This window comes from Clostridium sp. UBA6640 (assembly GCF_002455975.1).
Classification (GTDB): domain Bacteria; phylum Bacillota; class Clostridia; order Clostridiales; family Clostridiaceae; genus Clostridium_J.
Genome location: NZ_DKLM01000012.1, coordinates 8,319 through 35,248 on the forward strand (window position 1 = coordinate 8,319; position 26,930 = coordinate 35,248).

The window sequence follows — 26,930 nt, forward strand, 5'->3', positions numbered from 1 at the left end:
TTATAACTATATCATTAATTGTAAAAGCCTCCGTATCTCCTTTTTTAAATTGAAAAACAACATACCCTTTTATTTCATCTTTAACTTTGTATGCTAAAATTTTATTTAAAGTATTATCAAATAAAATTTTAAATTCATAATCATACTTTTCAATTAGTCCATTGGTTCTCATTACCATTTTATTGTAAAAATTACAAAGCTCATGTAAATCCTCAATATTTAAAAATTCAATATGCATCTTGCTTGTACCCTTTGGTAAATTGCAAGGTTTTACCCTAAATTGATTAATGCTTGTACCAAATCCAAAACCCATCTTTTTATAAAAATCTGGTCTGAAAGGATATAATAATGCCATAGGAGCCCCTTGATTTCTGTAATGATAGATAAAATCTTTAATAATATCTATTGCAACCTTTTCTTTTTTATGAATTAAATCAACAGCAATGCACCCTACTCCACCAGCTTTAATTTTTTTGTTTAATAAATTCATGTTAAAATCATGATAGCTCATTCCGCCAAGCAGTATTGAGTCTTCAAATACCCCATAGAAATTAACATTTGGTTTTTCATTTTGAGTCTTAATAATATTATTTTTAAACCTTTCCTTATCCTCTTTTGTAAATATTCCATTACCAGGGTATGCATTAGCTGCAATTTCTACAAAACCTTCTATATAACATTCCTCTAATCTTTTTATTGCACGCATATCATTTTCATTGGAATATCTATAATTATTAAGAATCCAATGATATTCACCTCCATTTATCTTTTTTAACTACACACAACATGATTTGATTTATATAAGCATTTATTATCATCAGAAAATTATGTTTATATATGGATATTCTTTTACTTTTAGGCACATGCTCATTTTTAACAACTAAAATTAGTAGTCTGTATCCAATTATATTCCTTAAATTCTAAATATATCTCTTTCTATATCCTTTAATATATTCTCGCTAATAATGGCTTATATATCTTTGTGTAAATGGGCATACCTCTATACATTTACCACATAATGAAGTTTCATATCCTACTTGTTTTTTTGATAATTCTCTAGCTTTTTGTCTGCATCTGAAAGGGTCTATTAATTCCTCTCTTTTTAATTTTATATTCCATAGTTGTCCCTTAATTGTTTTCGCTGGGCATGATAAACTGCATTTTTCACAGCTTCCACATCTTGATTCGTTAATTGGGCTATTTGTTTCAACTGGCATATTAGTTAAAACTGAAGAAATACGTATAGCAGATCCATATTCGGGTGTAATCAATAATGCATTTTTACCTATCCAACCTAACCCTGCCCTTGTAGCTACAGTTTTATGTGGTAATAATGTAGCTAGGTTATCATCACTAGTAACATAAGTGGATGTTTGTCCTATTGCATCATAACCCAAGTTTTCTATATAGCTGACACAAGCTATAGCAATTTGATCCAAAGCATTATTTATTCTCTTGTACTCATCCCAATATTCTTTTGTCGGTCCATATTCAATTTCTCTTATAATTTTAGTATTCAATTTAATTCCAAAGGATATGCCATAGTCCATATTCTTACGTGCTGCAACATCAATATCTCTCAAATCTGCAAATCCAACTAAGGATGCTCCAAGAGTTTCTAAATATTTCTTTAATGAATTTTTGCTCATAGTTTATCTTTAGTGAGAGGGTGTATAATAAATACCAAACTCTCACTAAAACTCACCTCTTTTCTTTTTATACTATTTTCTATGTATAACATGTTAATAATTTTATTGATAGTTCGTAAAATAAGAAGAATATGAACTAACTTGTACTTTAAATTATGCTCATTTGTTGTATGCAGGGTTAATCCTTGCCATTAAATACTCATTTTCATATTTTCCTTTTCGGATACCTGCAAGACGTTTTAGACCTTCTTTTTCAAACCCAAACTTCTCATATAAATGAATTGCTCTTTCGTTATCCTCAAAGACAGTTAATTCAACCCTGATAAGCATAAGCCAATTGTCAGCAATGTCTATGATGACTTGCATCAGAGCTGTTCCAACTCCCATATTGTGGTAATCTTTGCGAATCATAATTCCCATGCTACCACTATGCCGTGTGCGATGGTTTGCATTAACGGTCAATCCAGCTGTTCCAATTATAATCTCCTCACCACTCTGAGTTTTTGTTATTGCAACGAATTGATGCTGATTGCTATCCATATTTATGATAAAATCTTCATTACGTTTTACTCGTTCAGATGGGATACCAAGTATGTTCTCAAAGACACCTGGCATACGTCTGAGTTCGTTAATACCTTTTCCATCACCAATATCGATTGGTCTAATTAAAAAATCCATTTCCATCCTCCTCGTTATATAAATAATCTTTATTTCGTCTTATATTACAATTGCGACCTTATTTTACACTTCTAATTTTCTCTAATTGTTCTCTTAGCCTTTTATTTTCATCTTTAAGTTCTTCCATGTCAACTAACTGAACCACATACTATTTTCCATTTATCTACCTGCGTATTATTTGGACTTCTTCTTGATATCAAAAAATTTCCATAATTCTCTTTTTATAATTATAACACTTAAAAATAAAATTATATAATTAAAAACTGCTAAAGATTTATTTAAAATCTTTAGCAGTTTTTAAGTCATCTACACTTAATATTTTGGAAAATATATTTCACATTTATTTTATAGAGGTTCTTTACATTTTAATCATAAATATTTAAATGTTTAGTTATTCGAATAAAGGTATCTAACCTTTCTTTGCTCTTAAAGCCTTTCTCATCCACAAAATCTTAAATTTCTTGTCTGCTATCTCTCCCTCATAAGTATTAAATTGTTTAAAACCTGATCTTTCATATGCTTTTATTGCTCTCTTGTTAAATTCTGCCACTCCTAATCTAACATAATCTCCTTTATAATTATGATGACTTACTGCAAAATCTACACATTCTGATATATATTCACTACCCAATCCTTTTCCAGTTAGATCCGGCCTTAGACCAAAGCCTATCCACATCTCATAAATTTTATTTGGATTATCTTTTACTGTTTTTATGTCTACATATCCATCGTCTTCAGAACTTTCATCAACCTCTTCAAAAAATTCTATAGTAAGCTCCCCTATTAAATTATTATTATTATCTAAAGCTGCAAATTTTCCAAAACCCCAGTTTTCTTCTTCTAATAATAACTCTTCTTCATTGCAGTAATCATATACGGAATATTCGCCTTCATATTTCCAATTGTTAATCATCTCTCTTGCATACTCTTTGTTCATTGAAACAAACTTATATTTCATCTTCTTTCCTCCAATTATATAACTTAAGTATTTTCTGTATTAGTTCATATACTTTCTATAAATATCTATAATCTGAAGTGTCTCAAATCCCAAGGATTTATATAAATTATTTGCCTTATCATTTCCCTCTACATAGCAAAGATAAATGGATTCTATGCCTTCATCTAAAGCCCTATTGATAGCAAACTGAGTTATTTTTTTACCATAACCCTTTCCTTGATATTTCTGTGAAACCATTACATTATCAATATATCCATCTTTTACAGTAACAGTTGAAATTATCTCTTCACTATTATTTAGTGTAAGATATATTGAATCTTTATTCTCCATTAATCTATGCCTCTCCTCTTCGTTTTTAGGAACAAGGTATGGTTTAAAATCATTATTCTTTCGCAATTCATAAAAACACTCTTGAGTGCACTTTAAATATTGGTCATAATATTTATCTTCATAGAATATAAAATCTATATCCAAATCAAACTTCTCTTTTCCTCTATAAATTAAATTAGGACATCTATACCACCTTTTATATCCTAGTTTTTCATAAAATCCTGTTGAATCATTAATATCTACTCTAAATTCTGTAACTAAGCATCTAGGATTTTCCTCTTTTAAGTAATTAAATAGTTCATTATATAATTTTGTACCTATACCTTTTCTTCTTTCTTCTATATCTACATAAATTTGAATATTCCACCGATTTTCTTCGTCCATAGATTTTATCATATAGGCAAAGCCTTTTATTTCTTCCTCTCTATAGATCAGAAACTTTTCTGCTCTTTCTTTGACATCCTTGATTACATCAATTTTATCTATAATATATCCTCTGTTAATTAAATTATTAACTCCTTCTAAATCATCTATATTAAACTCTCTTATCATAATCAGCTTTCCCTTTATAGCTATAAGCTTACGTTAATTTATATTCATACTCTACCCTTGCTTTATATTTTGTAAAACCCTCTCTAAGATATAGATTTAATGCACTCTCATTTTCTATATCTACACAGAGCATAGCCTTAGACATTCCTTTACTTCTTCCATAATCTATTGCTGCTCTTAATAAATTTCTACCTAGCCCTTTTCCTCTATACTCTGGATTTACACACACAACAGATATGTATGTATATGCTTCTCCTGTTTCAGATTCCACTGAAGCACGTATAGTCCCTATAGGTTCCTCATTATAATAAAGTAGCATCATTCCGCCTTCCAAATGGCACTGTGGATAACTTTCCCAATATAAACAAACATTTTCTGGTGTTCTTGGAGGATCCTCTGGAAATCCAATATTTCTAACCTTACACCAACCCACTTCATCCCTATTTTCCTTAAAAATCCTTAACTCAAATCCCTCTGGAAAAGTAGCTTTAGAAACTTCTTTATCCTCTCTAATCATAGTAAAACTATATATACCTAACTTAAATTGTAGTGCTGTTAATATTTCAGACATATCCTCATTCTTTTGATCTATATATATAAATATTTTATCTATGCCTTCTATTTCTTCTAATATTGCTCTAAGCATAATCTTATAATTATCTACTTCATTTTCAATGCTATGAAATATCCTTAGTCTTCCTATTCTTCCTTGTTTATAAAAGTCATCTAAAATCAAGGACACTGCTCCTTTAATATTATTATCATCCATTAACATATAAGTTGGATTTTCTTTATTAATCTCAAAATTCTCTAAATCTACATCGCTTAACCCTCCATCATTAGGATTTTCTCTATACTTCTTACAGTACTCAATAAAATCTTCAACCATTTCATCTTTTAATTTTTCAACCTTCATGACTTTTCCCCTCTACTATCTACTTCTATGAAAATACTACCATTTATCACTGCAATCTTATATATCCAAGATAATTCAGTACTAAATTCGAGCAAGGAGCTTTAGTTTATGTGATATTTTGAAACATAGTTCTAACTGAATTAAAAATAGTCTATGTTTTTAAACATAGACTCTGTTAGATTAAATTGTTGAGTTGCTACACATAATAAGGTTGTCCTAATTAAGATAACCTTATTTGAATGATTTCTAATAGTTTAATGAATAATATATAAAAATTGTTCATCATAATTTATAATATTACAATTTATATTCTTTAATAATATAAATTGTAATATTTCGATTTATTAATCTAAATGCATTTTATAATATTTCGATTTAAATGTTGCACTTCCATCGTCTTTCGTGAATTCGCCATAATGGTCAAAATGTAAACCACACTTTTCCATAACTTTGCCTGATGCAGGATTATCAATTGCAAAAGGTGCACAAAAGTCTCTTATTCCTAAATCATAGGCAAACTTTATCAATGCTTTTAACGCTTCTGTTGCATACCCATTATTCCAAAATTCTGGGCAAAAACTATAGCCGAATTCCCATTCAGCATCATTGCCCTCCGGCCCTATGACACAACTGCCAATGAGTTCGCTAGTCTCTTTTAGTTCAATACCAAAAACATTGTTGGAGTCTTCTACTTCAAGCAAATCTCTTACTTCTTCTACATTTGTATACAGAGGGTATGACAAATACTTATTTACAACTGGATTACCAAGCCATGCAAAAGCTGCTTCGGAATCATTTGCATCCATAGGTCTTAAAATTAATCTTTCCGTTTCAATCACAGATTTATTCATTCTTAATCCCCCATAAATTCATATTTATATATGAGTTAAATAAAAAAATACCTATAAAAAATTTTGTACAGTTTAAACTATCATGAAACTTATTTATTAAATGATATACCTTTAATAATAGGCTATCCCTCTTTATCTTTAGCTTTTCTATATTTCTAACCTTAATAGCTTTACTCAAACTGTGAATAATATAATTGGCTATAAAAGCCCTTTTCTCTTATTAATTCTTTATGATTTCCCTGCTCTATTATGTTACCATCCTTTACTACTAATATATGATCAGCACTTTTTATAGTAGAAAGTCTATGTGCTATAACAAAGCATGTTTTACCTTTCATCAGATTTCTCATTGCTTGCTGAATTTGTATTTCCGTTCTTGTATCGACGTTAGAGGTTGCCTCATCTAAAATAAGCATTTTAGAATCTAAAAGCATGGCTCTGGCTATTGTTAGTAACTGCTTTTGACCTTTAGATATATTAGCTCCATCATCTGTAAGAACTGTATCATAACCATTTGGAAGTCTTTTTATATAAGAGTGAATTTTGGCTGCCTTAGCTGCATTTATTACATCTTCTAATTTAGCATTTTCGCTACCATAAGCAATATTTTCAAAGATAGTTCCTTGAAATAACCAAGTATCCTGTAGTACCATAGCATAGGATTTTCTAAGACTTTCCCTTGTTATGTCCCTTATCTCCATCTCATCTAGATAAATACTTCCATTGTTTACATCATAAAATCTCATAAGGAGATTAATCAATGTAGTTTTTCCTGCTCCAGTTGGTCCAACAATGGCAACCATGTTTCCAGATTGTGCCTTCATACTAAGATTTTTAAGAATTATTTTATCTGCTGTATATCCAAAGGATATATTATCAACTTTTACATCACCATGAACATGTAAAAATTCCTTAGCACCTTCTTTGTCTCTCTCTTCTGCCAGCTCATCCATAAGCTGAAAAATTCTTTCTGCTGCTGCTAGTGAAGATTGAAACTCTCCTACAATATTTGCAGATTCATTGATAGGTCCAGAAAATTTCCTAGAATATAATACAAAGGAAGAAATGTTTCCTAGACTCATTTGATTATGTAAGTACATAATTGCACCAAATATACTAATTAAGGTTAAAGATAAATTGTTTATAAAGTTAACTGATGGTCCAACCATAGCACCATAATAATCTGCACGATAATAAGCATTCACTGCCTCTTCATTCTTTCTCTCAAACTTATCTTTGGTATTTTCCTCTTGATTATATGCCCTTAATGTCTTCTGCCCTGATACAAATTCCTCAACCATTCCATTTAGTTCTCCAAGCTTTCTTGAACGATTACGAAACATAGGTCTTGTAGTTTTTGTCATCCTCTTTGTGATTATAATAGATAATGGAACCGTAAATACAAAAACTAATACTAGCTTTGTGGATATCATAACCATAGAAACAAATGATACAATTACTGTAATAATACTTCCGCAAATGGTAACTAAATCTGATGTTAACGATGCATTTAGGGTATCAATATCATAGGAAATTTTACTTATGATATCTCCTGTGGCATGAGTATCAAAATACCCTACAGGAAGTGAAAGTAAATGATCAAATAAGTCCTTCCTTAATTTATAGGATATCCTCTTGCTGACCTCCAGCATAATCACTGATAAAATATAGGTTAAAATAGAGGATATTATATAAAATATAATCATAAATCCACAGTAATAATATACCTTACTAAAGTTTACCGCGCCGCTTCCCAGTTCAATGCTATCTATGGCATACCCTGATAGCATAGGACCCATTAATGCAAATAAATTACTTCCGATGGAGAGTAACACTGCGATAATTATTAATGTCTTATATTCTAAAAGATAGGACATTATTCTTCTTAAAGTATGAATGTTATTCTTTTTCATAATTACAATATGCCCTCCTTGTTCCATATAAACTGATTTAGGGTATTTTCTTGCTTAAAACAGTTTACTCCTCTAGCTGTGACTCACTAATTTCTCTGTATATATCACAACTTTCTATAAGTTCCTGGTGGGTTCCATAGCCTACTATTTCTCCATCCTCCAAAACACAAATATGGTCAGAAGACATAATAGAGCTAATTCTCTGAGCAATCATTATAGTTGTGGTTTCCTTAAAATGATTTTGAAGTTCCTTTCGTAGCGATGCATCTGTTTTATAGTCTAATGCACTTGAAGAGTCATCTAGGATTAAAATCTCAGGATGTGCTGCAAGTGCTCTTGAAATTAGCAATCTTTGCTTTTGTCCACCACTTAAGTCTGCACCTCTTACTGCTACTTTAGTTTGAAATCCCTCTGTCTTTCCTTCTATGAACTCAGTAGCCATTGCATATCCTGCCGCTGCCTTTATCCCAGCTTCATTTATATCTCTTCCAAATCGAATATTTTCAAATAAGGTATCTGTGCTGATAAAATCATTTTGAAATACAACTCCAAATTTTTCTCTTAATACCTTCATATCAATTGATCGTACATCTTGTCCATTAATTCTAATTGCACCCTGATCCACATCATAAAACCTCATTAATAGTTTAACTATGGTAGACTTTCCAGAGCCGGTAGCTCCAATAATGCCTAAGGCCTCTCCTTTTTTAATACGAAAACTTATATTAGTTAAGTTGTCTTCCTTGTGATTATAAGAAAAAGACACATTATCAAATTCTATGGCATATTCATTATCTGTCTTTGGCATATCTTTAATTACGAGCTCCTCTTCAGCATTTAAAATCTCATTTATACGTTTTGCTGAAGCACTTGCCTTTGAATAGTTTGTGAAGACCCTAGAAATAAATAGAAGAGCATTTAAAATTAATGTAACATAGGTTAAAAATGCAACAATTACTCCTGGCTTAATAACTCCACTATTTACCCTATAGGCTCCTGCCAAAATAACTAGTACTGTTCCAAGGTTTAAGCATAGATTCATAACTGGATTTAATACAGCCATCACAATTCCAGTCTTTTTTTCTTGTTCTACAGCAGCTCTGTTACGATAATCAAATTTTTCTCTTTCATAATCTTCCTTTGATAAAGCTTTAATAACCCGTATTCCCGTCACATCTTCACGAACAACTCTTACAAAGTCATCTACTTTTTTCTGAACAATAGAATACATCGGAATACCTACCTTAGAAACATAGGTCAATGCTAAAAATATAATAGGCATCACTGAAATCATAACTAAGGTAAGTATTGGATCTAATGTAAAGGTAATAATTATACCACCTATGAGTAAGATAGGTGCCCTTACTCCAATTCTCTGCATCATACCTAGCATCTGATGAATATTATATGTATCAGAAGTAACTCTTGAAATTAAAGAAGGTAATGTAAAATAATCTACTTGATTATTAGAAAGATAAATTATCTTAGAAAATAAATCATTTCTGATACGTTCTGTTGTATCTCTTGCAACTTTAGATGCCATTCTATTGGCTATAATGTTAAATGCTACTGCAATAATAGAGCATAAAAGCATAAGTCCACCCCAAATAAGAATTGGTTGTACTTGCTTTAGCGGAATAATCTCATCAATCATATAAGATAATATCCAAGGAAGTGCTAACTCCACAATTGTACCTGTGAATTTTATAGTAAGTCCAATACACATTTGAAAAATATAGGGCTTTAAATATTTAAATATTTGCTTCATTTTTATTTCCACCTAATACATAATTATATATTTCAAGTAAAATTTTCTTCTTAAATATATTATACACTTATCTCTCATAAAAATCGATTTTAACACAAGAAAAAATTTCGAAAAATCTAAAAAAAAACTTCTCATAGAAGTAAAAATATAAGCGTCTTAAGGTAAAAATAATTTACTGAAAGCTGAGGAGGAACTCTTAAAAAAACTCCATATGCTAAAAATGATAATGATTCAAAAAAATGATTCTATCTGTCTAACAAAAGTTTAATCTAGCTAACTTGATAGCGAAAATATAAGTTAAATTAAAAAAAGATGACTCCTGTCCAATACAGAAATCATCTTCTTATTCTTAACCTGTTTTATGCTTTTAATTTTTCTTTGATAAAGGCCATATTTTATTTAAAAGGTCTTTTTTTACTAACTAACTATTTCCTTATCCTTTTAAGACCATTCCGTTACTTCATCGTCAAGTTCAGGTATAGAATTTCTAGTGAATATAGGATCTTTTATACCTGCTCTCTTCTGATTTTTGTAATCTTCTAGAGCTTTTAGTGCAATTTTGCTTAATAGTACAATAGCAATTAAGTTTACTATAGCCATGAGTCCCATGAATACATCAGCTAAATCCCAAACTATATCCATGCTGACAATAGATCCAAAGAACACCATTGCACCAGCAAAAACTCTATAAAGCTGTAAATAAATCTTCTTATCTGTTATAAATTGAATATTTGTTTCTCCATAATAGTAGTTTCCAACTATAGAACTAAAAGCAAATAGTAATATACATACGGAAATAAATATTCCTCCCCAAGATCCTACTTGATTACTAAGGGCTATTTGAGTAAGTTCTATACCTTTAACTGAGCCATCAAGTGGAGCACCTGATAATAATATCATGAATGCTGTACAACTACAAATTATTATAGTATCAGTAAAAACTCCAAGGGTTTGTATAAAACCTTGCTTAACTGGATGGGATACTGTAGCAGCCGCAGCAGCATTAGGTGCAGAACCCATACCAGCTTCATTTGAAAACAGCCCTCTCTTTATACCTTGCATTAAGGCTGCTCCAATTCCACCACCAACAACTTCATTAATACCAAAGGCATTTTCAAAAATCATTGATAATACGGAAGGAATCGCCGAAAAGTTTTTAACAACTATAAATAATGCAACTATTATATAAAAAATAGCCATAACAGGAACTAAAACACTTGAAACTTTTGCAATTCTATTTACTCCTCCAAAAATAATGGTAATAGTAAGTATTGTTAAGATAGCTCCTACAACAGTTTTATTAAATCCAAAAGAACTGTATAAAGAAAGAGTTATAGTATTGGCTTGAACTGAATTGAATACTAGTCCAAAACAAATGGTTATCAGAATGGCAAAAAGCATTCCCATCCATTTCTTTTTAAGTCCTTTTTCTATGTAGTAAGCAGGTCCACCTCTAAAGCTATCTCCATCCTTAACTTTATAAATTTGTGCCAAAGTAGATTCTATAAAACTAGAGGCACCACCTATAAGTGCTATAAGCCACATCCAAAATACTGCTCCAGGTCCACCAATGGCAATTGCCGTTGCTACACCGGCTAAATTCCCAGTACCAACTCTAGAAGCCGTACTTATACAGAAGGCTTCAAAGGAAGATACAGAATTCTCTTCTTTATTGCCTGTGGCACCATCTCCTAAAAGTCTAAACATCTCTTTAAAATTTCTAAATTGAACGAACTTAGTTTTAAAAGTAAAATATACTCCAATTACTACGAGCATTGCAATTAAAATATAGGTCCATAGAAAGTTGCTAATATGTGAAATTATTTCGTTTAAAAAATCCATTTTTGCAAACTCCTCCTTTTTTCTTCAGTTATTCATTAAAATCCATTTGTTAATACAATATATTATTTATAAATATATTATATTATTTTTGGCAAAACTGCAATGTAAATATTTGAATGTTTCATAAATTAATTGAAAATATACTGTAAACTAGTAAAATCATGGCAAAAAAGAATAAATTTAAAACGTATTATTCATTTTATTGTAAATACAGTATACTAAGATAATAAGATTAATATAAGCTAAATGCTGAGATAAGGTAAATTTAATCTTTATGCTTCAAAAAATATTAATTTTCTGTGAATATACTTTTAAAATTGCTATAACTTTAATTGATGATGAGTAATGGAAATATTCACCTGGCACAAAATGTCTATAAAAATTCTATTAATTTAAAATCTGTATTACATTATCCAATATAATATAGGAAGTTAATTTTTAATTTCTAGGAGAAGTTTACCCATTTTAAGCATTTTTTTGAAATTTAAGACTTAAAAAACAAAAACTTAGATTTAATATATCAATATATTGCAATTGAAATATAAAATCTAAGTTTATAAATAATTGAAAAACTATTCTATTCTTTATAGCCTATAAATAAAATTAGTTACATATTTTACTTCATCCGCTGTATTTGCTTATAAATTATTCTGCTAGTTCGTTCTGTATGCTCTTTTAAACCTTTATGTTATAAATAGTTATAGTCTAATATATGAAAAAAGAATCATTTAACTTTTATCTTCAAGCCCTGGTAGAAGTCACATCGCATTATCTAATCTATTTAAATATAATGCATACGGAATTTTATAATACATTGGCTCATTATTAATATCAAGACAATGATAATCAATATTTGTACATTTTATTAGCTGTGAAAATCCCCATGACTTATACATTTGAGATAATCTATCTGCATCATTATTATCTACACCAATAGTAACTTCATGAAATCCCTTCTCAACGACTCTCGCTAAAACTCTCTTCATTAGCTTACTTCCTAGTCCCATTCCTCTATAGTTTTCATTAATTCTAAAGGCACATAAATATGCTCTATCTTTACCATTTGCCTCATCTTTATCTTCTGAGTCCCAAAATATATAAAGCTCTCCTACTAAACGCCTATTTTCTTCATCCTCTACTGTCCAGAATTCTATATCTCCTTTTTCTATTCCATTAATGAAGTATCTTTGTGTAGGTGAATTATCATTTTCCCATAATAATTTAAGCTCTTCTATTGAACCTATACGAACTATCATTGTTAAATACCTCTTTTCACATGCATATATCAAAATTAACTACCAAAAGCATTGTCAGAACCACAAGTTAATGAGACTGAGGCATAATACCATATTACTACTTCTCTGCTACTTCAAATTTCATATCAGTTAACTGAAGCCCCTTTAAGAAACCTAGATTATGATATAGCTCTTCTGCCTTATTTCCTACGTGTACATATAATCTAACTACTGGATATTCTTCATTTAAAACTGTAAGTGCATTTTTTAGCATTTTACCTCCTATGCCCTTGCCAGCATAGCTAGGCTTTACAGCTATTTGAGATACTAAGGGCCATTCTTGCCACATAGATATATAACAAATTCCTACTAATTCTTTAGTAATTTTATCATATACTAGAGTAGATGCTCTATTTAAAAGTTCTACATCTAAATTACTATCAAAATACTCCTTAACCCATTTAGTATACTCATCTACACTATAATTAAAATTCAATCCTTCATTGTTTTGGAAGGCTTCATGGAGTAGCTTTCCCATTTCTAATTCATCTTCTCTTTTCGGGGGTCTAACATAATAGTTATCTTCCCAGTTAATATTAAAAGTTTCAGTTGGTCTTACCATCCAACGGCCACTTTCTACTTTTATAAAACCTAGTTTTTCATATAGTTCAACTTGAGATGAATCAACTGTAGATGCTTCAATAGGTTTATCAGAATCTGACCAATAAACTAATATTTCTTTAAGCTTCTTCAGCACTTCATATTCATCTGAATAAGGTGGAATAAGAAATACTCCCTCTATAAAATTAGGATTAATAAATGCTCCTCCAACCTTTTTCCCATCATTAAATATCCAAAAACACTCATCTTCCTCATCTACGATTGAACGCATTATATCATAATTCTTCTTAAACCATCCATTTGCCTTTTGTAATCCATAGTATGTTGCATAGTATTTAGAGAAGATTTCATGTTCTGCCCTTTGAAGTTCATAACCGTCTCTTAAATTATATATATCTATTTCCTTTGAATAATTCTCTAATATCATTTGTGATCCCCCCATAATTTTTACTATTTAACTTTTTAGAAAATATATATCGGTTACTGATTTTCCTTTATAATCTTTAGGTAAAATATCCATATATATCTCATCATAAGCTTTTCCACCTATTAATTTCTAAATACCCTATTGTTTTCCACCTGTAATTTTATGCTTTACACTTTCCCTACCAAACAGCATTAGCATAATCTTCAAATCTTATTATTCTAGTAAAGTCATTGCTTAATTTAAATTAAAGCTTAATATTCACTTTAATTCTTAGAAAACTCATAAGATGCAATACCTACTGCTATGGATAAATTTAAGGAATCAATTTCATCTGAATGTGCTATTGCAATACTTGTTCCTACATTTAAAAACTCATTGCCAAGACCAGTAGCTTCATTTCCAAAGACTAAAGAAACTAAATTGCCTTTAGCTTCTTCTATATTTTTAATAGACTTCTCTCCATTTATCATAAAGGTATAAATACTATGATTACCGAATTCTCTTATATACTCATTAAAATCACTATAATAGCTAAAGTTAATTTTAAAAAATGCCCCCATTGATGCTCTTACAACCTTTGGGTCAAATATATCTACTCCTGGGCTTATAATTGCTAAATTATTCATTCCGAATCCAATCATGGTTCTAATAATAGTTCCCATATTTCCCATATTGCTTGGATTAACTAAAACCATATGAGACTTATTTTTATCTAAGTTCAAATTATATTTCTTAAAAATTCCTATAACATAATAATTTTCTTTATCCGCAATTCTAGAAAATATATCATCATTAACCTTTATATCTATGTTTTTACTTCTACATAACTCATATAAATTTATTCCATTATCACTCTCTATATAACTAGACTTTACAACAACTCCTATAACCTTATTTGGCCTTGTATTAATTAATTCAATGGTTGCAAATGCTCCAAAGGTATAAGAGTATTCAAGATGCTTTTTATATTTTTTAAGAATCATCTCTTTAAATTCCTTTTCATTACTTTCAAACTTCTTTCTTAGAAAAATTATACTATCTAACCTATAGTTCTTATATATCCAAAACAATTCTATATTAAAGTTGAGCAGAAAGAAGAGCTTATTATCAAGATAATAAGCTCTTCTCTAGTACACAGCGTAATTTAATATACTTAACCTACAAAAATTAATATATAGATTTTTTTAATATCCTATACTTTTCTTTTCCATCTATAAGGGTATTTTTTCCTTCACTTATTAAATTATTTATTCTTGCCATAAAATAACTTATATTATAATTTAATTCTGCTGTAAAAAGCTATCTTTACATATTCCACAGCCTCTTTTGATAAATGAATGTGGCCTTATTCAGCAGCTTCTGCCTCTGATTTAGTTCTATGAATTGTACCATGTGGGTGATTAGGTGGTGCATAGATAGAATACAATTTAAGTGGTCTATTACCAGTGTTTATTATATTGTGCCATTTACCAGCTGGTATAAAGATTGCAAAATCATCATAGACTTTTCTTAGAAAATTTAAATCATATTTACTATCACCCATTTTAACAATTCCTTGTCCTTCTTCAATACGTAGGAATTGATCAACATGTGGATGAACTTCTAAACCTACATCCTCTCCAACACCAATACTCATCAATGTAAGTTGTAAATGGTTTCCTGTCCATAAAGCGGTACGGAAAGTATCGTTTTCCTTAGTAGCCTCAGTAATATTGACTACAAATGGTTCTGGTCCATAATCTTTTAGATCACTTAAATGCTCACTCCTTGTAAATCGTGAAGAGTAAGCTCGTGGATCGTACTCCGTCCCATCAGTAAAATAAGTATACTGATTATCAAACTGATTAGAAAAATCTGTGGTATCCCCATAATAAGGATGCGAATAGTTTCTGTAATAATTATGCATTTTTTCCTTTCCTTTCATATGACTATAAAATTATCATATGTTCTCTCCATATATATTGTGCTTCAATCCACAGAAATGATATAACTCAAAATCTAACGCCTAAATCGGAAAATTTATAAATTACATAAAGTCATAATTTTAAAATATACATTTTTAATCATATAATAGATTTGATGTTATCGTTTCAATAAAAAACGTACAACTTTAACATTCCTATCCAATTCTGTACCCTCAATTATAAATCCACATTTCTTTGTATAGAAATAAATATTACTTTCTTTATCTGCAGGTGTGACCAACGTCATTTTTTTCCAATCTGTACAAATTTCTAATAAATACTTAACTGCCTGCGCGCCAATTCCTTTATTTTGATATTCAGGAATAACGCAAAGACAGCCCAAATAATATTCACCGCTTCCCTTGTTTTCAACTGATATAACTCCAACCGGATAATTATCACAAAAAATAATTTTCTTTGGAAAATTCTCAATAGACAATTCCATTTGTTTCTTCGTTCTTCCATATCCCGGACATTCACTATACTTAAGATAATCTTCGTAAAAAGATTTATTATAAATATCAATAAGTAAATTTGCATCTTCTTTTTTAGCACATTTATAACAAAGCTGCATAAGATCCCCTCTTTTCATTCGATTGAAATTTGTTACATTACATGTAAAATATAACATTTTTATTATATCACGATATTATAATTGTCTGTAAATATCTTCATAATTAACTTTAAGTTGTTCTTTCAATTCTTTATTCTCTTATTTGAATGTCTGATAAAAATTTTTGAATACAAATGAATAATCATAAGTCTTCATAATATACGAATATTGCGTACTATGGATTATCTCATTTGGGGGGGGGCTTACATCACTGCATATTCATTGTCACGATGATTTCTTCTTCAATTCCTTCAGTCCAATCACGTGGAATATTTTCTCTGTTTATCAATGCCAACATTACTACTATATCCGCTATTTTTGATAACTTATACCAATTTTCTGGTAATCTCCTTTGACTCATAGCGTTATATCCCTCGACAAAATCTCTTTTTACTTTATCATCTATGTATTTAGAATAATTCTCCCTACTTCTAAAAAGCTTTCCAATGTCATAATAACACGGTGCAGAAAAACAATATTCAAAATCAATAAACCATGGTATATCATATACGTCTATAATAATATTAGAGGGAATAAAATCGCCATGACAGAATACATTTTTTTCAGATATTCGTTCTATTAAGTGACGATTATCGTCAATGAAATGTTCTAAATTTCGCTTTACTATTTCGTCCAAATGTTTCCCAGGCATTCCCTCAAGAAATAATTTATATTGATTTTCAAATTGTGTTATTTGCTTCTTAATGCATAAATCAACATTTAATAATGCCGTACAAGCGTATTCCTTTCTATGTAATATTGCAAGCATACTTCCGATTTTATAGGCAACATTGTTTGAAAAACCTTTGTTTTTGGACACATACTTTCTCAATGTCAATCCGTCAATGTATTGAAAAATCACATAAGTATTATCAATTATGGTTTTACTGTTATCAAAATGTAATACCTCAGGTACTTTAATAATATAATGAGCGCGCTTATAGGCTGCTATTTCAATATCGCTATGGTCATTGTTCTTAGGATAGACTTTAAGTAAATATTTTTTGTTGCTCGCTTCAACCATATAATTGCTTGTACTCATTCCCGCTGTAATTGGAACTATATTTTGAATTAGAAGTTGGTTATTGTATTTAGAGAAAATAGCGCGAATATCTTCTGTGTTTACAGATTTAAAATCAAATAATCTATCGCTATTTTGAGACATGTAATCACCTCAGCTAATATAAAAAATCATTACTTCGCCATTATTAATAACTTATATTTCAATCATAACCCATAAAAGTTAAAAATTCCATAATATCATAATCCTTTATAAATATCTGCATAACTAATTTTGATTCACTCTTTATGAAGGTTGTTTATATTATCGAATAATTAGTCTGGAACATAATTTATTTGATTGTAAGATTTTTTAGAAACTTTAGGCTTATCTTCTTGATGAATTATAAGATTATTATATTGTTTATTTAAATTGTCATTAGGTAAACCTTACCTTAACAAGATTTCTACCTACTAGAATATACGCCTTGTTGAAACTTATCACCAATAGTTGCCATGCCACAAATACAGAATATAAAAAATTATAGGTAGGATTGTCTACCTATAATTCTCAATTTCTAAATTATATAACAATAGGACATTGTAGCACCGTTGAAATTTTAAATATTCTTCACCATAGATATATTCTCATTTTTTTGATCTCTTATTTTGTATTCTAAACTTTTATATAACGAAAAAGCAGGTTTATTATATTTAAAAACGTTGAGCAATATATTATTAAATCCCTTTTCTTTTGCTTCTTTTTCAATTAAAAGTAAGGTCTGTCTTCCATAGCCTTGTTTACGGAACTTTTCAAGTATTAAGAAATCACAAATAAATGCTATATTTTCATTATACTTTTGATACCAGATAAAGCCTACATCCTCATTGTCGCTATTTATAGCCACATAAATATAATTATTCTTTGTGTACTTTCCTTGTGGAAGCAATTCATTAAAACTTTTTTCTGCATCTTCAAGCGCATTTTCTTCGCTGGATAAACCGGATTTTATTAAGTCTTTTGAATAAGCTAGAATATCCCACTCAGCGAATTTATCAAATTCATCATCACTCATTTCTCTAAATCTTATATTAAAATCCTCCATTTTCTTTCTCCTTTTTACCTCTTCAAATATGAAAATTGCGTACTATTAAAATTTTTTTCTCCAATCCCAAATTTCATTAATTGTCTCAACTTTAAAACCTAAGTCCCAATAAAATTGCTGATCTCCTCCAAGCATTCCCCTACACTGTGGTGACATCTTCATAACTCGATTAGCTGCCTCATATATCAATGCCCTCCCTATTCCCTTTCTTCTACACCACCATACAACTCCAAGAGGCTCTAATTCACAATAAGGCATTTTTTCGTTGTACCAAATGATAGCAAATCCCACTGGTTTTCCTTCATCATCCAATACGCATAAATCAAGTTCTGGTTTATACCCTGGCATTTTTCTTAAATCGTGAAATCCTCTTTCTCCTGTTTCCGCTATAGGAAGTGTATAGTTAAAAGAGAACATATGAGTATTAGACAGAAAAAAATCTGATGTTTGGGCTCCATCAACTATTCTGTATCCATTTGGAAGTATAATATCAAATTTCTTCTCTGGAAACGGAAGTATTAAAGCTCTCTCCACTTTTTGAGATAACTCATACCCTCTCTCTTTTGCCATCTTTTTTACCAAGCCATATTCTGGTGGAATGACTACATGTAGGTACCTTGTATTATTTTCATAATCTTTTTTAAAACAAGAGAGATGTGTTTCTGCATGATGAAACATTCTCTCTAGTAGTTCTCTATCTCTTTGTCGTTCTAAAGAATCAAAGAGGAACAAGGCATCTCCATGCCATACACCTCCGCATATAACTGCTGAAATAATATTACCCTTTTCTTCCCATATCCCTACTATATGTCTCCAATTATCTTTTACATTTGCCCACGCACTGTGAACTCCACGACTAAACTCATGGCGACTTACTCCCCATGGTGGATTACTCCATGCATAACTATTTAAAACAAGTTGTTCTAATTTTAGAAAGTCTTCATCTGCATAATATCTAAAAGAAATGCCCATAATTCTCCCCCATTCTAGATCAAAGTTCATTTGCTATATTTTTTAAATACATGTCTTTTGTTAATCCAAAACATATTTCATCGTAATATTTTCCATTCATATAAATGTTTTGTTTGAGTACACCCTCCTGATCATATCCAAGTTTTTTATGCATTTTNNCTCTAAAACAGTTGAAGAACATTTATTTAATCGTCTTTCCATAAATCCATATTTTATAAGTATTTTCATAGCACTTGTTCCATACCCTCTGCCCTGGTACTCTGCTACAATTCTAATACCAACACCAAAAGTTCCATGCCTCTCATTATCTATTCCTAAACCTATTCTTCCAACATGTATACCCTCTAATGTGTCTATTGCAAAGATTATACTAGAATTATTTTCAGTACTATTCTCTACTCCCTTACAATATTCTTTTGCACCTGAAATTGTTGGTGGTAAATCAACTTTATATCCTGCTAATCTGCTTAATGAACTATCGAATCCAGTATAATATATCCATTCCCAGTCCTCTTCACTCCAAGGTCTTAATCTCACTAAATCATTTTGCCAATAATAATTATCATATATAATTTCTCTCATAAAAAAACTCCCCTATCTATTTCTGCAGTATAAAAAATAATGTCTTGCTACCAAGTTAATTTTAATAACAAGACATTGTTATTACATAATTTTTATATTTGAATATCAAACAAATTTTTATAATATGGTTTTATTATACTTATTGATTAAATTTATTCTTTGAGCTTTTACTCGACTATATTTGAAAAATGCATATGATTAAATTTCCACTTGCCCTCTTTTTTTACCAATACTCCAAGGAATTTCATAGCATAAGAAGGTTTTTCTTTAGCATTTACTATAATATCTAGACAACTAGCTATCGATGTTAGCATTTCATATGTTATTTCCTTGTTAGATTTTTCAGTCTCATTTAAATAGTACTTTAAATTCATTTTAGGCCATTTGGAAACATTCTCTTCTCCCCAGGTAAATTCTATAAGTGCCTTTGAATAAACTACTGCTACATTATCTAAAATAGAAATATATGCATTTTCTCTATTTAGATTAAAATCTCCCCAATACTTCCAATCTCCTTCAAATAATTCCTTTCCTTCCTTAAATCCATGAAAATTTTCTCCTTGATCTGTTCCAAATATAAACAGTTCTTCATCATTATGAAGCAGCTCATCACCATAACTATCTACTAGATTAATATCACGCTTATCATACGCTTCTTGAAAGGTTTGCAATACTTTTTGAATTTCACTTATCTCTAAATTATCTTCCTTCTCTATTGGAATAATTTTAAATTTATCCTCAATATTATGATCAGCAGATGTCATCTCTAATATATTTCCACTAAAAGATATTTTCATATGTTTTATCATCCAATTTGAATTAATATTAACCATTACCATGGTCACCCTAAAAGGCTTTATATATTTTTCTTCTAGACTTATATATTTTTCTCCCAAGCTTATATTATATATTTCTTCTGAAATTTCATTTAAAAGTTTAGCTAAGGTTCCCCTTGATATATTGTCACCATTTAATTCCTTAGATAATTTATTTATCATATTCTCATATATTTTTTCTTCACTTATATTTCTTATACTTTTGCCAGAAATAGATACAACAGCTGCTTTACCTTCCAAATTTATAACTGCATCATCTATATCTAGCTCTATATGCTTTAAATATTTTTCTTCCTTTGTCCAATAGCTATTTATTTCATCCTTTATATTTTCTATTCCAAAACACCAGCTATCTAATCCTGTACCTACAAGACTTGTATCTTTCTCATCTATAAAGAACTCCTTAACAAAAGCTTCTGCGCCATGAGCATTTCCTTCGTTATACTGTTCTTGAAATTTTTTTAAAGCCATCTTTATATTTTCAACTGTTTTATCATCTTTTCTCATTTTATATTCCCCCTTAATACCTTTTATTTTAATAGTCTAAGTTCATATTGAAATATTTACTATGGATGTACCACATTTAAACTTAATCTAAGAATTCATATAATTGGTGAACACTGTTCACCCCTACAAAAGCTACTAATAAATTAATTTTAGCCGTAATTATCAATTTTTAATTGATTAAAAACTTCCCTACTAAAATTTTACTATTTAATAAAGTTATATTATATGGTCAAAACAGTTCTATATTAAAGTTGAACAAAAAATAGCTGTGATAAATATCATACTCACCACAGCATTAATTTCTTAAACTACCTTTTTAAAAGATATTTTTTCATAGTTCAAATTTACAAACTCTTATTTAGTACAAAGTAGGAAGTACTATAAAATCATCTCTTCAAATCATACTTAACGATATATATACTTTAATCAATTTAAAACTATCCTACTTTGCCCAAAAGATATACAATTGCATTTCCAAGCTCCATATCAATATCTGTAAAGGTATGTCCACCATAAAACTCTTTATAATGAAGATTATATCCCTTATCTCTTAATATCTCTGCAAAATCTAGATTAGCCTTATAATGCTTTTGTGCCTCTTTTTCAAATTCTCCAAAGGTCATATAAAAATCTAATGGTAACTTTAATCTATTTTCATACATTGTTAATATTAGACCTTGTTTATTGTCGTCATTTTCTTCATTCCAATATAGCCCACCTGATTGACATAATACCTTTGGAAATAATTCAGGGTATTTAAATGCTATAAAAGCTGCCGTAAGTCCACCATAGCTAAAACCTGCAATTAAATTTTTTGCTCCCTTATTTTCAATATTATACCATTCCTCCACCCATGGTAATAATTCACTTATAACAAAGGAACTAAATTTTTCTGAACATGTTAGCTCTTTTGTTCTGTCGCCATTAGACTCAATAAATACTGCACATATAGCTGGAATTTTCTTATCTGCAATTAAGTTATCAAAAGTTGTAATAACTTTTGTAGCATTAATATACTCCCATCCATCAGTAAAAATGGCTAATCCAACAGGCTCAGAGTTCTTATTATATCCTGCTGGTGTATAAACCCATATCCTTCTTTTATTATTTAAAATCCTACTTTCGAAATCTTCAAATAATTCAATCTTTCCTTTAGGTACATTCTCTTTTTCAATAGTCCAACTTTTTTCTTTAAATTCAGGTAGACAAACATAGGATTCTTCTTTACAAATTAAATAATAATCACCAGGATTCTTTTCGTCCTCTGTGCATACATATTTTTTGGGGTTAAAAGGATCTAACCTAAAGGCAACATCATCCCATTCTTGATCTTGCCTTTCATTAACTACGAAAATATATAAAGAATGCCCATCTCCTCTCACAGTCCATGTTCTATACCACAAATCTGTATCTACTAACTTTTCAAGTTGTGTATCCTGACTATCCATACCAAACATTTCCCCATATACAGCTAGTGTGTCTATATGCTCATCCTCTCTCCAAATTAATGTAACTAAATAATTTTCATTATCATCGTCTATTTTTTCAATAATAGGTGAGCCATTTTCAATAATTTCATTCCAGAAAGCCTGTAGTGATTCTTCTTTATTAATTTTTATATCTTCATATAATTTTCTTATTCTTGGACTATCTATTTTTGTATTATTCATTTTAATTCTCCTTATAAATAAGTCGATATACTTTTATACCTCTACCTTATTTTACGTTTTTTCAAAATATAAAATAATCTATTTATTATTTTTCAAAAAATTCCAACAATTTAATAAGGTATGAATTATTTATTTTTGAACGTAAAATTATTTGATTATATCATATTGTTTGTATATTAACTTTTACACCTTATTACTTCTTATTGATAATATTTATATTTGTTATAATCTCTTGCGAATTCAAATGCTTATTTTTGTTTAATTATATGTTAATATTTGGGTAGTCCATAGTGATTGTCCTCCGTGTATGTCTTTCTTTAGTAATCAAATCATAATACAGAATAATCCACTATGGATTTTTTTACTGTCCGTAGGTCAGGCTAATAGAGTATCATCGTTCATAAATACCAATCTCATCTATAAGAATCAGGGCAAAAAAGGGACATTTTTCGCCCCAATTTTTACCTGATTTTCACGTCAGAACCATAACATATTTTAATCAAAGTACCTTATTTATCCTTTCAATCGCAATTCATTATTAGAACTATACACTCAACGTGTGCCATTTGCGGTAACATATCTACCGGTTGTACTTCTATGTTTTTATACTCTAATTCGTTTAGGATTTTTGGGTCTCTTGATAGAGCTGCAGGGCCAAAGAATCTGTAAAAACGTCTGTTAGCTCAAGTTCTTCTCCATCATATTTGTTTTGCTGCGTATCTTAGCCTTTCAAACTATCCAGAATATTTTCAAAATCATCTTTCCTCATTGATCTAACTACAACGCTTTCATATTCTCTTCTAATACTCATAAAATCCATTCTTTTTTCCCTCATATGATTACTTAAATGTTATCATTATTACCTAAAAGATTTTTAAATCCATTTGCTAATTCCATATTAAGATCTACATAATGATGTGCACCTAAAAACTCCTTATATTTATAATTACAACCTTTACTTTCTAATAAATTTATGAATTCTTTTGTTGAATTATAATGGCCTTTATACTCTTTTTCAAATTCCCCAAAAGTTATATAGAAATCTAAAGGTAATTTATCAACCTTTTCATACATTTCTATTATCTTACCTCTTGGATTTTCTCCTTCTTCTGAAGTCCAAAACATTGACCCTGATTGACACAATACTTTATTAAATATCTCTGGATGTTTTAAACCCACAAATGTTGAAGTAAGTCCACCATAACTAAATCCACCAATAAGTGTGTTTTGAGGCTTATTAGTTACATTATAATTTTCATATATCCATGGCAACATTTCTTTTGTAAGAAATTCAGAAAACTTATCTGAGCATGTAAGTTCTGTCTCTCTATCTTCTGTTTCGATAAAAGCAACACATAAAGGCGAAATTTCACCCTTGTAAATTAAATTATCAAGAATTGTTATAACTTTTGTTACATTAACGTAATGCCAACCATCAGTAAATATGGATAATGCACAGGGTTCAAAATTTTTATCATATCCTGCTGGTGTATACATCCATACTCTTCTTTTATTGTTTAAAATATTACTTTCAAATTCATCAATCACTTCCACTTTCCCCTTAGTTGCATGACTTTCTTCAATTGTCCAAATACTTTCTTTATAACCAGGTAAAGCCACATAAGACTCTTCATTACACATTAAATAAGGTTCAGGATCCTTATCGTATTCTACACAAACATATTTTTGTGGATTTAGGGGATCTACTATGAAATTGAACTCTCCCCAGTCTTGTCCATCTTTTCCGTTAAGTATAAGAATATAGAAACAATGAGCATTTTTATTTGCTTTCCATGTTCTAAATAACAAATCAGTACCTGTAAGTCGATAGAATTTTGTAAAATCAGGATCTATACCAAAAATTTCCCCAATGACCCTAACATTGTCTATAGGTTGTGTTTCCCTCCAAAGTAAAGTAACTAGACAATTTTCATCATCATCTTCTATTTTTTCAATAATAGGTGAGCCATTTTTTCTAACTTCATTCCAAAATTCTTCTAATACTTTGTCTTTATCACTTTTTAGCTCCTCGTATAATTTCTGTATTCTTGGGCTAATTATTTTTTGGTTATTTTTCATATCCATCCTCCCACTTTATTAGTTAGTATCAAGCTTTTTACACTAACATACCTTAAAATTTATCTCAAATTTATTTACTTTAAATGCTATCTATCTTCCCTTCAAATATCCAATAGAATGGAAATGAAAAATGTATATAGTTGAATACAGGTTTATCTCCACAATTTGAAACTAACGCTGTTAATCTGATAGGACAAGTATAATTTGTACCTATGGCGCCCTCTTTTAGTGCACAAGATACACTTCTATGAGCCACAAATAGTTTTTCTTTTGAGCTAAGATTAGATTTAAACAGGTTGTCTAGTTCCACTAAGGCACCTTCAGCAAGTTCATCTTCTGTCAATTCTTGTTTCAATGTACCAGAAACTGTGACCCAAGCCATTTCACCTGACTTTGTAGCAATGGCATATTCTAAGTCCATAGAAAGACTTGAAGCTCTGCTTTTTTCAAAGAATTCTTTGATTTGATCCACCCCATAATACCATTGGTTATCTGGTCCCATAACATAGGAAATATTATCTATTGCAAAATATTTACTTATCAATTCTTTTGAAATATTTTCTTGCCCCACAAGCTCTGTCTCTATACTCTTTAGGAGAGATTTTATCTCCATATTCACTTGATTATTTTTATATTTACAAGCCATAGCATTGTGCTTATTGTAACTTTCCACATATTCTTTGGAGCTTTCAAAACGCTGATCTGGAAAATTAGCCTTTGGTATGGAAAACTGGAGATGAGTAAATTTCCACTTGTTCTCTTGTTTTAATAGAACTCCGCTTAAACATACAGGCCATAAGTATTCTCTCTTCTCATCTAATCGCTGATGGTAAGTTAGAGCCAGCACCCAATTGATAAAAGCAATTTTCTCTTTAGATGTAAGTCCTGTTTCTTCAGCCTTATTTTTTATGAAATTAACATAACTATCATATCTTTCTGGTGTATCTTCAAAAGTGTGTTTCACAGAAGCTGTAGTAGCAAACCATGCAACTTCATCTTTAACAGAAATATGTGCCCTTTCCCAATCCATATTGAAATCACCCCAATATTCCCAGTCATCTCTAATCAACGTCTTTACTTCTTCACTACCTAAAAATAATTCTTCCGTTGAAGTTCCAAGTGCACATGTCTCTTCTCCAATAATAAATAGTTCTTCCATAAAAGTTTCAGCTTTTTCTACATCACGTTCAGTATATCCAATCTGAAACTGCCTAAGAAGCTCTCTAATATCTCTATGATCCTCAGTTGAATCATGAAATATATGTTTTTTCCCTGAAAACTTTCGCAAAGATTTATCATCTAAATATTGTATTCCAAATTTATTCATATCTTAAACACCCCATTTTCCCCTTTAATATCTTTTACTTTAATAGTTTAAGTTCATATTGAAATATTTCCTATGGATGTATCACTTTTAAACTTAATCTATGAATTCATATAACTGGCGAACACTGTTCGCCCCTACAAAAGCTATTAATAAATTAATTTTAATCATAATTATCAATTTTTAATTGATTAAAAGCTTTCCTACTAAAATTTTACTATTTAATAAAGTTACATTATATATCCAAAACAGTTCTATATTAAAGTTGAGCAAAAAACGTCTTATTATCAAAATTATATTGATAATAAGACGTTTTTTATTGGCTTTAATTTTATATTTAAGAACTTAATTTTCTTTCTCTACTTATAATTCTTCTTATGCTTTGTTCTGAAAGAAAGTATTCATCTGCAAGTTCTGAAACTTTAATTCCACAAGTATATTTTTCAAAAATTTCATTATTCCTTTTCTTAAGGCTATCTCTTGTTCCATTTTTTTCGCCCCAAGCTTTTTCATTTTCACTTTTTCTAGGGATATATAA

The 26,930-nt window shown here is 29.8% G+C and carries 24 protein-coding genes; all 24 read right to left on the minus strand.

Translation table 11 applies throughout. The features are described 5' to 3' along the window. The coding region (locus B2W91_RS01130; protein WP_291578419.1) for a GNAT family N-acetyltransferase at positions 1 to 706 on the minus strand (706 nt) is incomplete at its 3' end. Positions 707 to 959: 253 nt separating this feature from the next. Beyond that, positions 960 to 1,649 carry a 4Fe-4S double cluster binding domain-containing protein gene (locus B2W91_RS01135; RefSeq protein ID WP_291578420.1) on the minus strand — a complete coding sequence of 230 codons (690 nt, stop codon included), beginning with the start codon at positions 1,647 to 1,649 and terminating at the stop codon, positions 960 to 962. A 159-nt stretch (positions 1,650 to 1,808) separates the two neighbouring features. Further along, positions 1,809 to 2,327: a GNAT family N-acetyltransferase gene (locus B2W91_RS01140; RefSeq protein WP_291578421.1), complete on the minus strand. Its 519-nt coding sequence runs from the start codon at positions 2,325 to 2,327 to the stop codon at positions 1,809 to 1,811. Between the two features lie 409 nt (positions 2,328 to 2,736). Then, positions 2,737 to 3,285, minus strand: a complete 549-nt coding sequence (locus B2W91_RS01145; RefSeq protein WP_291578422.1) for a GNAT family N-acetyltransferase — start codon at positions 3,283 to 3,285, stop codon at positions 2,737 to 2,739. Between the two features lie 39 nt (positions 3,286 to 3,324). Then, entirely contained in the window at positions 3,325 to 4,167 is an 843-nt protein-coding gene (locus tag B2W91_RS01150) for a GNAT family N-acetyltransferase (RefSeq protein ID WP_291578423.1), read from the minus strand. 28 nt (positions 4,168 to 4,195) lie between these two features. Continuing rightward, the gene (locus tag B2W91_RS01155) at positions 4,196 to 5,083 is read right to left on the minus strand and encodes a GNAT family N-acetyltransferase (RefSeq protein ID WP_291578424.1); all 888 of its coding nucleotides are present in this window, start codon (positions 5,081 to 5,083) and stop codon (positions 4,196 to 4,198) included. Positions 5,084 to 5,427: 344 nt separating this feature from the next. Further along, entirely contained in the window at positions 5,428 to 5,934 is a 507-nt protein-coding gene (locus B2W91_RS01160; RefSeq protein WP_291578425.1) for a GNAT family N-acetyltransferase, read from the minus strand. A 170-nt stretch (positions 5,935 to 6,104) separates the two neighbouring features. Next, entirely contained in the window at positions 6,105 to 7,847 is a 1,743-nt protein-coding gene (locus B2W91_RS01165; protein ID WP_291578426.1) for an ABC transporter ATP-binding protein, read from the minus strand. A gap of 64 nt (positions 7,848 to 7,911) precedes the next feature. Beyond that, a complete protein-coding gene (locus B2W91_RS01170) occupies positions 7,912 to 9,615 on the minus strand; it encodes an ABC transporter ATP-binding protein (RefSeq protein ID WP_291578427.1) in 1,704 nt (567 codons plus the stop codon). 441 nt (positions 9,616 to 10,056) lie between these two features. Next, on the minus strand, positions 10,057 to 11,457 hold the full coding sequence (locus B2W91_RS01175) for an alanine/glycine:cation symporter family protein (RefSeq protein WP_291578428.1): 1,401 nt from the start codon (positions 11,455 to 11,457) through the stop codon (positions 10,057 to 10,059). 758 nt (positions 11,458 to 12,215) lie between these two features. After that, the gene (locus tag B2W91_RS01180) at positions 12,216 to 12,713 is read right to left on the minus strand and encodes a GNAT family N-acetyltransferase (protein ID WP_291578429.1); all 498 of its coding nucleotides are present in this window, start codon (positions 12,711 to 12,713) and stop codon (positions 12,216 to 12,218) included. 97 nt (positions 12,714 to 12,810) lie between these two features. Then, positions 12,811 to 13,740 (minus strand): GNAT family N-acetyltransferase, encoded by a 930-nt coding sequence (locus tag B2W91_RS01185; RefSeq protein WP_291578430.1) that lies wholly within the window; start codon positions 13,738 to 13,740, stop codon positions 12,811 to 12,813. A 263-nt stretch (positions 13,741 to 14,003) separates the two neighbouring features. Further along, complete coding sequence (locus tag B2W91_RS01190; protein ID WP_291578431.1) at positions 14,004 to 14,723, minus strand: TrmH family RNA methyltransferase; 720 nt, start codon at positions 14,721 to 14,723, stop codon at positions 14,004 to 14,006. Positions 14,724 to 15,085: 362 nt separating this feature from the next. Then, entirely contained in the window at positions 15,086 to 15,646 is a 561-nt protein-coding gene (locus tag B2W91_RS01195; protein WP_291578432.1) for a cupin domain-containing protein, read from the minus strand. 176 nt (positions 15,647 to 15,822) lie between these two features. Further along, positions 15,823 to 16,278 (minus strand): GNAT family N-acetyltransferase, encoded by a 456-nt coding sequence (locus B2W91_RS01200; RefSeq protein ID WP_291578433.1) that lies wholly within the window; start codon positions 16,276 to 16,278, stop codon positions 15,823 to 15,825. A gap of 247 nt (positions 16,279 to 16,525) precedes the next feature. Further along, positions 16,526 to 17,482, minus strand: coding sequence for an aminoglycoside phosphotransferase family protein (locus B2W91_RS01205; RefSeq protein WP_291578434.1), 957 nt, complete (start codon positions 17,480 to 17,482; stop codon positions 16,526 to 16,528). A gap of 454 nt (positions 17,483 to 17,936) precedes the next feature. Then, the gene (locus tag B2W91_RS01210; RefSeq protein WP_291578435.1) at positions 17,937 to 18,422 is read right to left on the minus strand and encodes a GNAT family N-acetyltransferase; all 486 of its coding nucleotides are present in this window, start codon (positions 18,420 to 18,422) and stop codon (positions 17,937 to 17,939) included. A 45-nt stretch (positions 18,423 to 18,467) separates the two neighbouring features. Then, positions 18,468 to 19,394 carry a GNAT family N-acetyltransferase gene (locus B2W91_RS01215; RefSeq protein WP_291578436.1) on the minus strand — a complete coding sequence of 309 codons (927 nt, stop codon included), beginning with the start codon at positions 19,392 to 19,394 and terminating at the stop codon, positions 18,468 to 18,470. A 96-nt stretch (positions 19,395 to 19,490) separates the two neighbouring features. Next, positions 19,491 to 19,976, minus strand: coding sequence for a GNAT family N-acetyltransferase (locus tag B2W91_RS01220; RefSeq protein ID WP_291578437.1), 486 nt, complete (start codon positions 19,974 to 19,976; stop codon positions 19,491 to 19,493). 167 nt (positions 19,977 to 20,143) lie between these two features. Beyond that, positions 20,144 to 21,319 carry a hypothetical protein gene (locus B2W91_RS01225; protein ID WP_291578438.1) on the minus strand — a complete coding sequence of 392 codons (1,176 nt, stop codon included), beginning with the start codon at positions 21,317 to 21,319 and terminating at the stop codon, positions 20,144 to 20,146. A gap of 437 nt (positions 21,320 to 21,756) precedes the next feature. Then, positions 21,757 to 22,989: an alpha/beta hydrolase-fold protein gene (locus B2W91_RS01230; RefSeq protein ID WP_291578439.1), complete on the minus strand. Its 1,233-nt coding sequence runs from the start codon at positions 22,987 to 22,989 to the stop codon at positions 21,757 to 21,759. Between the two features lie 843 nt (positions 22,990 to 23,832). Beyond that, positions 23,833 to 25,068, minus strand: a complete 1,236-nt coding sequence (locus tag B2W91_RS01235) for an alpha/beta hydrolase (protein WP_291578440.1) — start codon at positions 25,066 to 25,068, stop codon at positions 23,833 to 23,835. Between the two features lie 79 nt (positions 25,069 to 25,147). Next, entirely contained in the window at positions 25,148 to 26,395 is a 1,248-nt protein-coding gene (locus tag B2W91_RS01240) for a nuclear transport factor 2 family protein (protein ID WP_291578441.1), read from the minus strand. A gap of 334 nt (positions 26,396 to 26,729) precedes the next feature. Further along, a partial coding sequence (locus B2W91_RS01245) for a CD3324 family protein (protein ID WP_291578442.1) occupies positions 26,730 to 26,930 on the minus strand: 201 nt, incomplete at its 5' end.